This is a genomic window from Paenibacillus sp. 05T425 (genome assembly GCF_056396205.1).
Map to the genome: position 1 here is coordinate 190,998 of NZ_JBFTLA010000001.1, position 12,529 is coordinate 203,526.

Annotated in this window: 10 protein-coding genes; 1 reads left to right on the forward strand and 9 read right to left on the reverse strand. The window is 48.8% G+C overall.

The features are described 5' to 3' along the window. Nucleotides 1–12: 12 nt before the first annotated feature. The 5 genes from AC1DF0_RS00700 to AC1DF0_RS00720 all read right to left on the reverse strand — a co-directional run bounded on the left by AC1DF0_RS00700 (nucleotide 13) and on the right by AC1DF0_RS00720 (nucleotide 7,094). Nucleotides 13–897 (reverse strand): carbohydrate ABC transporter permease, encoded by an 885-nt coding sequence (locus tag AC1DF0_RS00700; RefSeq protein WP_442048812.1) that lies wholly within the window; start codon nucleotides 895–897, stop codon nucleotides 13–15. A gap of 20 nt (nucleotides 898–917) precedes the next feature. After that, nucleotides 918–1,820, reverse strand: coding sequence for an ABC transporter permease (locus AC1DF0_RS00705; RefSeq protein ID WP_477572749.1), 903 nt, complete (start codon nucleotides 1,818–1,820; stop codon nucleotides 918–920). A gap of 104 nt (nucleotides 1,821–1,924) precedes the next feature. Beyond that, a complete protein-coding gene (locus AC1DF0_RS00710) occupies nucleotides 1,925–3,607 on the reverse strand; it encodes an extracellular solute-binding protein (protein WP_477572750.1) in 1,683 nt (560 codons plus the stop codon). 111 nt (nucleotides 3,608–3,718) lie between these two features. Further along, nucleotides 3,719–5,341 (reverse strand): response regulator transcription factor, encoded by a 1,623-nt coding sequence (locus AC1DF0_RS00715; RefSeq protein WP_477572751.1) that lies wholly within the window; start codon nucleotides 5,339–5,341, stop codon nucleotides 3,719–3,721. After that, entirely contained in the window at nucleotides 5,334–7,094 is a 1,761-nt protein-coding gene (locus AC1DF0_RS00720; protein ID WP_477572752.1) for a sensor histidine kinase, read from the reverse strand. Before AC1DF0_RS00720 ends, AC1DF0_RS00715 begins: the two co-directional genes overlap by 8 nt. A 158-nt stretch (nucleotides 7,095–7,252) precedes the next feature. Here AC1DF0_RS00720 and AC1DF0_RS00725 point away from each other — a divergent pair, with 158 nt between their 5' ends. Beyond that, the gene (locus AC1DF0_RS00725) at nucleotides 7,253–8,122 is read left to right on the forward strand and encodes an AraC family transcriptional regulator (RefSeq protein WP_477572753.1); all 870 of its coding nucleotides are present in this window, start codon (nucleotides 7,253–7,255) and stop codon (nucleotides 8,120–8,122) included. Between the two features lie 230 nt (nucleotides 8,123–8,352). On the opposite strand, the gene AC1DF0_RS00730 is transcribed toward AC1DF0_RS00725, so the two are convergent. From AC1DF0_RS00730 to AC1DF0_RS00745, 4 genes are read right to left on the reverse strand one after another with little or no spacing between them, the layout of a single operon-like run. Beyond that, nucleotides 8,353–9,285, reverse strand: a complete 933-nt coding sequence (locus AC1DF0_RS00730) for an alpha/beta hydrolase (RefSeq protein WP_477572754.1) — start codon at nucleotides 9,283–9,285, stop codon at nucleotides 8,353–8,355. Between the two features lie 35 nt (nucleotides 9,286–9,320). Then, nucleotides 9,321–10,184 carry an alpha/beta hydrolase-fold protein gene (locus AC1DF0_RS00735; RefSeq protein WP_442048806.1) on the reverse strand — a complete coding sequence of 288 codons (864 nt, stop codon included), beginning with the start codon at nucleotides 10,182–10,184 and terminating at the stop codon, nucleotides 9,321–9,323. Nucleotides 10,185–10,194: 10 nt separating this feature from the next. Further along, nucleotides 10,195–11,655 (reverse strand): sucrose phosphorylase, encoded by a 1,461-nt coding sequence (gene gtfA, locus AC1DF0_RS00740; protein WP_477572755.1) that lies wholly within the window; start codon nucleotides 11,653–11,655, stop codon nucleotides 10,195–10,197. Then, nucleotides 11,652–12,527, reverse strand: coding sequence for an alpha/beta hydrolase (locus AC1DF0_RS00745; protein WP_477572756.1), 876 nt, complete (start codon nucleotides 12,525–12,527; stop codon nucleotides 11,652–11,654). The genes gtfA and AC1DF0_RS00745 overlap by 4 nt, the downstream gene beginning before the upstream one ends. Nucleotides 12,528–12,529 lie beyond the last annotated feature (2 nt).

Consider the following 12,529-nt stretch of genomic DNA (forward strand, 5'->3'; position numbering starts at 1 on the left):
CTTCTCCTCCCGTTACCCTTTAACGCTGCCGATAACCATGCCTTTAACAAAATACCGTTGCAGGAACGGATAGGTAATCAATACCGGAAGCGCGCCAACAAGAATTTGCGAAGCTTTGACCGTCCGCTCCGAAAGGTTTTTTAGATTCTCCAAATCTTCGAGCGTTACGTTTCTTAGATCCGGCATCGTTACGACGGTCCTTAAATACGTCTGCATCGGAAAATGCGTCGGATCGTTCATATAGATCATGCCGTCAAACCAGGAATTCCAGTGAAACACGATGACGAACAACAGCAGCGTCGCAAGCGACGGCATCGAGGTAGGGATGTATATTTTCCACAGCACAGTCCAGTGCCCCGCTCCATCCATCACGGCAGCTTCGTCCATCTCCTTCGGCAACTGACGGAAGAAGTTAAGCAATACGATGATATTGAATACAGGCACGGCGCCCGGCAATACGAGCGACCAGACGGAATCCATAAGGCCGGTCTCTTTGACTATAAAATAAGTCGGAATAAGCCCTCCGTTAAATATGGTCGTGAAGAAGAAAAACCAAACATACGCGGAGCGCGACTTCAGGATCGAATGATCCTTAGACAACGGATACGCCACAAGAACAGTGAGCAGCATGCAGATCGGCACGGCGATCAATATGCGCTCCAAGGATACGTACATGGCCCTCCAAAAGTCGATTCGGCCCAATACGAAATCATAAGCATATAAGTTGAATTCGACCGGCCAAAAGGTGACGACTCCCTTCGTAGCTGCCGTGCTCGAGCTAAGCGAGACGGCCAATATATGAACGAACGGCAGCACGCATAGCAGCACCGCCGCCGTTAGAAACAACCCGTTGAATACATCGAAAGCTTTTATCTTTTTTCCGCTGAATACGTTCATTGGAGATCCCTCCTTTCCCGTTAAAAGATGCGATAGTTTGCGAAGCGCACGGCAATCCAATAGGAGCCCGTAATGAATACGAAGGAAACAACCGATTTAAACAATCCTACAGCGGTAGCCGGACCGAATTGTGCGTCCATCAGTCCGAATCGGTAGACGAACGTGTCCAAAATATCACCGCTCTCGTATACCTGAGGGCTGTACAGATTGAAGATTTGGTCGAAGCCGGCATTGAGCACGTTGCCCAGGCTTAACACCCCGAGCAGCACGATGACATAGGAGATGGCAGGCAGCGTAATAAATCGCATCATATGATAACGGTTAGCTCCGTCAATTACGGCCGCCTCGTAATAGGACGGGTTGATTCCCGTAATGGCAGCCAAATAAATGATGGTGCTGAAACCGAACTCTTTCCAAATATCCGATGTAATAATCGTGAATTGAAACCAATTGTTGTCTCCAAGGAAAAAAATAGGCTCGATGCCAAGAACGGACAAAAATTTGTTGATGATCCCCGTGGAAGGAGACAGAACATCGAGCAAAATGCCCGCCAGTATAACCCATGAAAGAAAATGGGGAAGATAAATGCTTGTCTGGACCAGCTTCTTGCGCGTCTTTCCTTTGATTTCATTGATCAGCAGCGAAAACACGATCGGAACGATGAGGATAAGCACGATTTTGAATAAAGCGATCGTGATCGTGTTCATAATGACCTGCATGAAATTCGGCATATTGAATACGTATTTGAAATTGTCCCATCCGACCCATTCCTGCTCGCCGAACAACCCCTTCGCAGGAATGAAATCCTGGAACGAAATGGCCACGCCGATCATCGGGCCATAGCTGTAGACGAGCACAAGCAGGACAGCGGGCAGAAGCATCATATGCAGCGAAAAGGTTTTGGAACTTCTGAAGCCCTTCATAATCGTCCACCTCGGTTAAATGTCATATCGCGATCGTCTAAGCAGCGAAGCGCCGCAGTACTCGGTTAACCGCCGCTGCTTAGTCCTTGATCGCAATTAAAATGTTACTTTACGCCGTCGTACCACTCGTTGACTTCCTTCGTGATTTGCTCGCCGCCAAGCTTCTTCCAGCTTTGCACGAACGATTCAAACTCGTCGGTCGGCGAGTTGCCCATGATGATTTTGTAGAACGTCTCCTCGCGAAGTTTGTTCAACGTTGTCATTGTCGTAATCATCGTCTTCGTCGGCGAGCCTACGAACTTGTCTTGAACATATTGCTTGTTGTCCATTAACTGTTTGATGCCCGCTTCCGTGCTGTTTTCTCCGAACACCTTGTACCAGCCCCACATGGACGCGTCGCCCTTCAGGAATTTGTCCACGTTGTCGAACATCGCCTTCTGTTCGCCGATCAGCTTGCTCGTATCGCCGCTTGCAATAGCATCCTTGATAGCCAAGTACGTATTGACGTTCTTGGAAACATCGCGTATCTCGACAGGCGAAAGCCTCCAATTTTCTTTGCCGTTCCCGCTGACGCCGTACTGGGCATAATCCTCGGTGTACATTTTGTAATAGAGGTTAAGCAGCTTGATTAGCGCTTCCGGATGCTCGAAGCCTTTGCGTACCGTGAAGAAGCTGCCGTAGCCGAGCGTGAAGGTGCTCGTAACCGGCTTCTCGTCGATCGATGGAATCAAGACCGCTGTCCAATCCGCATCGGGATTCGACTTCAGCGCCTCGCCAAGCGGATGCAGGGACAGGTAGAACGGACCGTATGTCATACCGATCTGCTGGTTCGCTACTCCTTCGGCGATTTTATCTCCGCCCTTAAGACCGAATTCTTTGTCGATCTCTCCGGCTTTGTACATGTCGGCCAGCTCCGCCAAAGCTGCCTTCGCTTCGGGCTGAATGCCTCCGAACTCCAGCTTGCCGTCCTTCTCCACCCATATCTTCGTATTGGCATGGAAGCCGTTCATTACGCCTTCGATCGTGTTGTAATCATTGCTAAGAGAAAGACCGAACGTATCATTTTTGCCGTTCCCGTCCGGATCCTGCGTCGCGAACGCCTTGCTGATCGCCTTGACATCCGCCCATGATTTCGGCAGCTCCAGGTTCAGCTTCTTCAGCCAATCGGAGCGTAACCATAGGAAGCCGGTTTCCGGTGCCAGGTCGTTCGTGCTCGGGAAGCCCAGAACCTTGCCGTCGAATGTCGCTGCCTGCTTCGCCGATTCCCCGATCCGCGACACAAGTCCCTTCACTTCAGTCGACATATATTGCTCCATGTAAGGGCTTATGTCTGCCAAAATATCGGCTCGCGCCGCTTGGCTCAGCTGCACGGGGTCGAGCACGAGTATATCGGGAATGTCTCCCGATGCGAGCGCGAGGTTCATTTTCTGCGCGGACTGCTCTCCCGTCTTGGAGATCCACTTGTATTTCACTTTGATGTTGAGCTTCTCTTCAATAATTTTTGTCCATTGGTTGTCTTCGTAAGAAAGGCCATCAACGAGCAAATTCTTTTGCATCGTATCGTCGATATAACCCGCGAACGTAATCTCAACCGGCTCCTCGTACCTTCCGAAAGGATCACCGACCTCTTCTTCTCCGCTTGGTGCATCTGATCCATTGCCGCTTTGCTCGCTAGTCTGCGTTTTCTTGCCGTCATTGTCTGCCTTGTTCGAGCACGCAGCCAACAAAGAAACGAGCAGAACAACAACAAGCAGCAATATGCCGGACTTCTTTCTCATCTTCATCATTCCGACCTCCCCATCGTTTTGCTTTCTTGATTTATGTTGCTCCTTTATTATCCCGCGCGGGTATGCGCTTTCATATCGTCCGATCTTGACCTTGGCCGCTGTTTTCTTCTCCTATATTGACTTGCTTTGGCGTGCATCCCGATACGACTGCGGCGTACTGCCGACCATCTTCTTGAATACCCGATTGAAGTAGGATACCGATATGAAACCAACGGACGTCGCTGCATGTTGAACCTTCATGTCGGGATCAGACAACAGCTCTAGCGATCGTTCGATCCGCATCCGGTTGATGTAATCCGATAGGTTCTCCTCCGTTACCCGCTTGAACAGCCTGGATAAGTACGAAGGATTAAAGTGAACGAGCTCCGCCAGCTTGACCAGCGATAAGTCCTGCGCCAGATGTGCCTTAATGTATGTCTGCAGAAATCGAATCGGCCGCTCCAATTGATCCGCCTCCTCATCCTTCCGGAGACGCACGACGCTCTCACCCAGCCTGCGGAATAAACCGAGCATCTCCTCGTATGAACGATAGCTGTCCAATCGGAGCAACGCCCGCAGATCGACGAGCGTAGACAGCTTTTCCGTTAAGTCCCAACGTTGAAACGATTGAAGCAAATAAACGATCAATGTATAGTAATTTTCCGCATAAGCTTGCGTTGTTCTTCCGCCAAAGCTTTCCTCATTGCCGATCCATTCTTCTATGAATGCAACAAAGCCTTTATCATTGCCGCTCATTAAATAACCTTCCACGAGTTTGAGCCTTTCCGCGGAAAGTCCCTTCGAGACATCCGCTTGCTCGATCGGCTCGGACAAAATCACTTCCTTCTCTTGTCCAATTCGGTAATCGAGAAGTCCGTTCATATAGGGAAAGGCACGCCCCAGCCCCCTCCAGCTCACCTCATTTGCCGAATGGACGAAAGAGACGGACAGCTCGAACGACTCCGAACAGATACGCTGCGCAACAGCCAAAGCTTCCCTTACATACAAGGCGGCATCGCTAACTTGCGTAAGTTCGATAGGCTGGACAATTACGTACCATAACGTATGTTTTAACGAGATCGCAACGAAACGAAACCGTTCCTCCAAGCATCGCTCGAGAGCTTGCTTAAGTGTATAAAGCTGTCTCGTCTGCTCATCCATGGTGATTGGATTATCGCAGGGGTCAAGACGCGCGATTAACGGAATAACGTGACGATCGCTGCTAAGCGAAATTTGCAGACGTTCCAATTGGCCATTCATCAATGCCTCTGCCGTGGCGGGATCATAGAGAACGTCCAGGATGAACTCCTTTTGCAAGAGGGGCAGCTCATTCCTCATTTGGCTCTCGATGAGCTCCGTCCATTGTTCCGCCTTCAGCTTGTCCCTGATCTCGGCAACCATTTTTCTGACCGTATCCAATACGACGTCGTCACCTTCGCTCTTGAGCAAGTAACGGACGCCTTCATGACGGATCGAACGATATACATAATCGAAATCACTGTATCCCGTGAACATGACGACTCTGCATGCCGGCCAGCGCTGCTGTATTTCCTCCATAAGCTGAATGCCATTCAAGCCCGGCATTTGAATATCTGACAGTACAATGTCGATTCTCGTACGGTTCAGCCAATCCAGCGCTTCGTTGCCCGAATAAGCCGTTATAATATCAAGCTCCATATCGGTAACCTGCTGGAATAAATGGTACAGTCCCTCGACTATGACAGGCTCGTCGTCGACGATGAGCAGCCTATACATCGTTATTCGCCTCCTTCGATAACGCAATCGTGATTTTCAGACCGCCCAAGCTGCCGCGGGTCGCCCGCATGCCGCTCGTCTTGCCGAATTTAATTTGGATTCTTCGGTGAATATTCACCAGACCGGTTACTTCCGCATCTGCCGAACCACTGGTGTTGAACAGAGTCTGCAGCCGCTGCAGCTCCTCGCTTGTCAAAGCGTCTCCGTTATCTTCAATCGAGATCGTGAACTGTTCTTCTTCCATCCCGAAGAAAACCGATAATCGGCCATCCGCCGCCTTGTCCTTCAGCCCATGCTCGAACGTATTTTCCAGCACCGGCTGCAAAATAAGGCGAGGAACCATAATATGCCCACAGTCTGGAGGCAATTCCGCAAATTGCACGACGAGCCGATTCTGGAATCGGACGGATTGAATATCGACGTACATGCGAGCGAATTCCACTTCCCTGGCGAGCGGTACATCATCGCTTGTGTTGCGCGTGACGTACTGATAATACTGCGCGAGCTTAAGCGACAGATCAGCCAAATTCTCATGATCCTCCAGCTTCGCCATTCGGTATATAATCTGAAAGTTGTTGTAGAGGAAATGGGGATGAATCTGAGACTGGAGCTGCTTCATCTGCGCCCGCTGCGTTAAGATCCGCTGCTCGTACACTTGTTCAATCAACACCTTAAGCTCATGGACCATCCGATTGAAGGATCGGTATATAAATCCGAATTCATTATTGCTGGAATCCGTAATGGTCATGTTCAGATTGCCGCTCTCTACCCGCTTGAACGCCGAAGACAGCTTGCGCAGCGGATTGTAGACCACCTTATACATTGAGATAACAAACATTGAAATGGCTAGAAACGATATGACGGAAAACGCCCAAAACCAGACCGTGTATTTCTCTAGCGACTCCAAATATTGACCTTTGCGAACGAACTTAACGAAAGTCATGTTCAGCTCTTCAGACTTGACGACCAACATCGAATATTCGATTTGATTAATCGTAATCGGTTCGACCCAACCCTGCTTCTCCCCGTTTCCTTTCCGTTTATTAGCCTCGTCGAGCATCTCCGCCAGATTCGGCTCATCGACATTGCTTTTGCCGATTACGCGGCTCGTACTTGAATCCGATAGCATGAGAACGTTAACCTCTTCCCCGCCGAAGTGCTCGAGATCGGCTTGAAAAACGGTCTTGTCCAGCATGATCTCGATTTTGAACAAGGGCAGGTTCGTATCCGAGAAGTCGGTGACTATATTATAGAAGTCTACGTACAGTTCACCCTGACGATAGGCGACGAGAGATTTGGAGCTTGGGTCCAAATTTCTTATGTCGAGCCCTGACACATCTTCAAGGGGACTAATCCCCCCGGAGGTCGAAATCACTTTTCCGGCCCGCGTCAAAAAAATACTTACGTCTTTGGCATAAGCACTGCTGTTCTTGATCATATTAATTCGTTGCCCTAACCCCCGAAGAGCGTAGAACTGCTCTAGCCACGGCATATAATCGACGATGGTAGACAATCGATCCAAGTCCCTGTCATTCAGAAATTCGTATTGAATCGCCTGCATGCGCAGCACCTCTTGCTCCAGCCGATCCATGTACTGCGTCATCTGCGAATAGGAGGACGTGTTGATTTTCTCAACAACCTCCTCCGTCCCCCATTTGTATAGGACGACGGATAGCACATAGGTAGGCAACACGGTCAAGCAAAAGAGCATAAACAATTTTGTTAATATCGATCTTCGCCAGATACCGTTCATATGTTCTCTTGGCTGCTCCTCTCACGATCAACGAACTGTATAGATTTTTATATTGGTCCTAATTTATAATAATAACGATTGAAATCGACAAAACATGTGCTAATCAGGACAAAAAACATCCGTGAATGCGTCATTTTAATAATAGAGGTGAATTTCGAATGAATCGGAATAGTGCACTATTCAAGAGTGAGTTTTTCTTGCAAAACAACTTGCATCTATACATAAACCGCTATGCAGAAGACTTTACCGTTCCCTTTCACTCTCATGACTTCATCGAGTATTGTTATGTCGCCGAAGGAAAGGGATTTCACCATATTGAGCATGAGACTTTTCCCGTGCATAAAGGCATGTTGTATGCCATACCCGTCGGCGTTTCTCATGTGTTCCGTCCTTCCACTCCTCAGTACAGCGAAGAACCGCTAATCGTCTACAATTGCTTATTTGATAGGCAAATGATTGAAATATTATCTTCGAAAATCGAGGATGCTTCGATTATGGAGCATCTAGCGACGCTGGAAAATAAAACGCAATCCTACTTCACCGTATTCGATAGAGACGGCTCGATTGAACGACTGATGAGTACGCTCTACCGCGAAATGTCCGTTCCAAATATCGGTACCAAAACGATGCTGCACGCACTATTAAGCCAATTGATTACTCTCGTATACAGGCTTAAGATCGCAACTAACGATATGTCGACAATGGACAATGCCGATTTCACCGGAATAATAAACTTTATTGAACAACATCTATCTGAATCCATCACCTTAACGGATCTATCTCATTTTTCGAAGTGGAGCAATAGGCACTTACAGCGTCTTTTTCTCAGACATTTCGGTCAACCCTTTAGATCGTATTTACAAAATACCCGCATCCAAAAAAGCTGTGAGCTATTACGCGAATCCTCGCACAAAATCAGTATGATTTCGCAGCTTGTCGGCTATCATGACAACGGTTCGTTCAACGCGGTCTTCAAGAAAATAGTCGGGAAGTCGCCTACTGAATATCGCAAGCTATATAGGAAGTAGCCTATTCAACAAAAAAACCAATCAGATCACGCGGATCTGACTGGCATTGATGGATTTGGCTCATTCCTTTTACAATCGCCCAATGGGGTTGCGGGACAAGGCCGGCGCTGCATTTCGGGCAAAAACTAAATAACCAGTCACCGGTTGATTTCCGACGACTGGCTGCTTAAACATGTAAGGCGTTTGCCATTGCGATCACACAAGGTTTTTATCTCTGTCTTTCATTCGATCTAACGATTGAAAGCTCTCGCTAGCGCATCCATATATCCTTTTTTGGCCCGTTTACTGATTTCAGCTTCCGGTACGACTATCTCGAATCCATGATAACCGCCAGGATAAAGATGGAATTCCACATCGACGCCAGCTTGCGCTAAACGTGCGACATAGTTAATGGTTTCATCCCGGAACGGGTCCAATTGTCCAACGCATGTATATAGAGGAGGCAGTCCAGCCAGATCCGTTGCGCGGCTGGCTGCAGCATAAGGCGGAATGTCTTCGTGAGCGAGTTCGCCGAGATACAACTTCCAAGCCGCTTCGTTATTCGCTCTATTCCAAACCGGAGGATACGTAATTTCGTGGCTGGAGGGAGTCACGTTGCGATCGTCTATCATTGGGTATAACGGCATTTGAAAACAGATGGCAGGCCCGCCTCTATCGCGAGCCAGCAAGGCTAGCGCCACAGCCAGTCCTCCACCCGCGCTTGCTCCACCCACCGCAATTCTTGATCGATCAATATTCAATTGTTCGGAAGAGCTTGCAGCCCAGACCAATGCGGCGTAGCAATCCTCTATGGCTGCCGGATAAGGATGGTCCGGGGCCAATCGATAATCGGGAGAAATGACAACGCAGCCGGCAGCTTCCACGAATTGTTGGCAAAGCGCATCATCTCCGCTAGGATGGCCCAGCACATATCCTCCGCCATGAATCCAAAGCAGGGCAGGCAGCTGATCCGTCCCCCTTTGAGCCGGCTGGTAGATCTTGACCAGCATCTCGCTATCTTCCGCACCGGCAATTTGTCGCTCTGTCGTGAGGACGGCGTCTGATTTATCGACCGGCGGAGGAGAGAATTGCCTCGCCATAGGCAAATCTTCGGGCAATCGCAGTACAGGCAATACTTCCAAGCCCTGTCTAAGCTCCGGAGCAACTTTGCTTAAAAAGTCCATTCTGTCCTTCCTCCTTTTCTTTCTCCCTTATACGCTCAAACCACATTCTTATTTGATTCGTAAATGGGTTCCCGCTTGAGAGGCAACCACGTACTCAACGCTTTATCCAAGTAAATATCCCACATATCGAAGTCGTGCTTCATCCCTTCGGCTTCTTCGTAGAATACGTTGTAACCTAACCGTTTCAAAATGGCATAGTCTTCAAAAACTCGATCGCGAATGAAGTCCTCTTCGCCTACCCCAATAAAAAACTGCGGAACCTTCACTCCATCAGCCAAATTCTTTTCCGCGAACCATCTTAAGTCGTGTTCCGAGCCAATGAATTCGCTCTCTCCGAGCAAGGTGTCGCGAACCCTAGGGAAATGCCAATTCAAGCTCCGTACATATTCCTCCCGGTCCAACGTGACACCGATGCCGCCCGACAAATTGACAACCGCCTCATAAAGATCGGGACGCATCAGACCTAAGCCAAGCGCTCCGTTTCCGCCCATCGCCATTCCGATCACGAACGTGTTCTCCCTGCCGACAGCGGATGCGAATAAGGATTGCACCACCATGGGAAGCTCTTGCGTTAAATAGTCAAAATACTTGTAACCGTAAGTCGTGTTCATATAAAGGCTGTCATTTACGGAAGGAGAGACTAGCATAACCATGTTTTTTTCGGCATACTGCTCTAGCCTTGTATAACGGTATGGTATCGTATCGTCTTCCCCGCCACCGTGAAGCACGTATACCGTTTGAAATTTCATGCCTCGTTCATAAGGCATCTTGTCGTCGCTCTTAAGCATAGGATGTTGGTAGCCTAAGCCTGTCGTCAAGGAACCTGTCGGATAGCATACCGTGACATTCGTATTTAAGCCCAATATTTCCGAGCGAAAATTGTACCGCAAAATCGCCATGCTCCGCCTCCTATAGAGTAGCCTTCATTCCATTCTCGTCTGCGTACGTAATCTGATATTGTTTGGTCCTGAAGTCCGCATGAAGCGCCGTCCAGTGCTCCCCATTCCGCCAAGTGATTCCTAATGATCCGTTTTCCGCTTGATCATCGATCTCAATCTCGCCGTCGAAGGCCGGATAGGCATTGCGGAAGCGCATCATTTCAAGCAGTCGTTGCAGCATCGGAACTTGCAACCGTTCTTCAATCTCTTCCTTGCTATAATTGTGGCGGTTTACACTCCGCGGCTCGCCTATTTGTTTCAGGGATTCAACATCATTCTCGCCGGCCAACATTCCCACATAGTAAACTTGAGGAATACCGGGAGCGTAAAGCTGAACGATTCGCGCAAGGAGATAGGCTTCATCGTCTTCGTCGAGGGCCGAGTAATAGGTGCTCATAAGCTGATATTGTCTTGCCTTCGCTCCCGACATCTTCACTACACCGCCAGGCAGCTTGTAATATTGCTGAAGCTCTTCGGTTTTCTTATTTACTCTTTCCCTCACGAAATCAATCTCTTCATCATCGAGCAGCCCAACCACGTCGACGACTCCGATGCCGTCATGAGTATCCAAAGTCGTAAATTGTTTGCGTGGGCAAATGTTCATCCAATTCACTAATCGATCCGTACGTCCGGTCATTAGAGCGTGAAGCATGAGCATCGGCAAGGCAAAGTCGTACACCCAGTGTCCTTGCTCCGCCATTTTCAACTGAATCTTATAGTTTTCGTGAATCTCCGGCAGCATTTCCGTACCGCGATCCCGTATCGGCTTCATGCCGATATCCAGCACGTCCCATACCTCCGGTTCGACAAAGAAGCAGCTCGTACCCGGTTTTTTGGACGCATAGGCGAAGGCATCGAATCGGATGAGCGGGACATACTCGGCAATGCGTCCCAAATTCCGTTCGTAGTAATCCTGCGTGGAGGAAGCCCACGGATCAATATCCACCTGTTCTTCGAAGAACGTATTCCAAATCTTGACGACCTTCCCGTCATCGCGGGTAAACTCCTTATACGGACCCTGAAGCTTCCTGCGATAGAGAGTTTCCAATTCTTCCTCTGTAGGCTCGCCATTCGGCCAAAACTTGTCCCAATGGATAAACATGTCGCTGTAGGGCGAGGCGTCGCCGTTCTTCATATAATCCTTAAATTCTTCACTTCGGATGGAAGCATGGTTAATCATGAAATCTGCCATGAGATAGTACTTCTCGGAAAATTTCTTGATATCATCCCAATTGCCGAATGCCGGGTCGACTTCGTCATAGTTGATTACCGCAAATCCCCTGTCACCCGAGGAGGGAAAGAAGGGGAGAATATGCACCCCGCCGAACACTCCGTCGAAATGCTCGTCCAGTATGGCGTACAGATCCTTTAAATGGTTGCCCATGCTGTCCGCATAAGTGATCAACATGACTTGGTTTGCTATTTTCTTCACTTGTTTTCCTCCGTTTTCTCGTTTTGGGGATAGATTGCTTGATGTCGCAGAGGCAACCAGCCGCTGATAGCGATACGCAGCGATTCGTCCCAGAAATCCCAATCATGTCCCTTTCCAGGTACAATCTCCATTCTTGTGTCATAGCCCCACTCTTGAAGATCCTTCTCCGCCTGAATCGTACGATAGAGAGCGTGATCGCAGTCACCGACGCGAATAAAAACAGTGGGAAGTCTCTTACCTTCCTGGGCGTTTCTTCTGGCTATGCTATACACGTCATTCACGGTATCCCGAATATATTCAGGATCATCCAGCTTCGCCTGAAGACTACTCTTTATAGGGACAGTTATGTCGACATCGAAGTGAAATGTACCGTCTACCGTTTTGACTACGCTTGGAACGCCAGGGCGATAGGACGCCCCTGACATCAATAGTACGGCCGCGAACCTCTCCGGATGATTCATTGCGATCTTCATTGCCCCATGAGAGCCCATCGACAGGCCTCCGATAAACGTATCCTCCCTTTGAGAAGATATAGGGAACATCGTTTCGCAAAGCTTAGGCAATTCTTCCGAAATATACGTGTAAAAATCCGTCCCGTCATAATCCGTGTAGCTTGAATTATTAGCGGCAGGCATAACGACAGCCAACTTGTGCTTATCCGCGTAGCGAACAATATTAGTGAAATTCACATAATCGCTGTCGTCTCCCATTCCGCCATGAAGTAAATACAGGACTTGATATTTCATTCCAGGCAGGTAGCTCGCGCCGATGCCTTCCATACTGTCGGCAAAGCTGAAGGTGGGCAAAACAACTGTAATATTTGTTTGCATGTTCAGCGCTTGGGACAGAAAGTTCATTTTGATAACGGCCATCG

Bases quoted from the DNA above. Each gene is read 5' to 3' on its own strand.
- AC1DF0_RS00700 (WP_442048812.1), bottom strand. From the start codon at position 897: ATGAACGTATTCAGCGGAAAAAAGATAAAAGCTTTCGATGTATTCAAC.
- AC1DF0_RS00705 (WP_477572749.1), bottom strand. From the start codon at position 1,820: ATGAAGGGCTTCAGAAGTTCCAAAACCTTTTCGCTGCATATGATGCTT.
- AC1DF0_RS00710 (WP_477572750.1), bottom strand. From the start codon at position 3,607: ATGATGAAGATGAGAAAGAAGTCCGGCATATTGCTGCTTGTTGTTGTT.
- AC1DF0_RS00715 (WP_477572751.1), bottom strand. From the start codon at position 5,341: ATGTATAGGCTGCTCATCGTCGACGACGAGCCTGTCATAGTCGAGGGA.
- AC1DF0_RS00720 (WP_477572752.1), bottom strand. From the start codon at position 7,094: ATGAACGGTATCTGGCGAAGATCGATATTAACAAAATTGTTTATGCTC.
- AC1DF0_RS00725 (WP_477572753.1), top strand. From the start codon at position 7,253: ATGAATCGGAATAGTGCACTATTCAAGAGTGAGTTTTTCTTGCAAAAC.
- AC1DF0_RS00730 (WP_477572754.1), bottom strand. From the start codon at position 9,285: ATGGACTTTTTAAGCAAAGTTGCTCCGGAGCTTAGACAGGGCTTGGAA.
- AC1DF0_RS00735 (WP_442048806.1), bottom strand. From the start codon at position 10,184: ATGGCGATTTTGCGGTACAATTTTCGCTCGGAAATATTGGGCTTAAAT.
- AC1DF0_RS00745 (WP_477572756.1), bottom strand. From the start codon at position 12,527: ATGGCCGTTATCAAAATGAACTTTCTGTCCCAAGCGCTGAACATGCAA.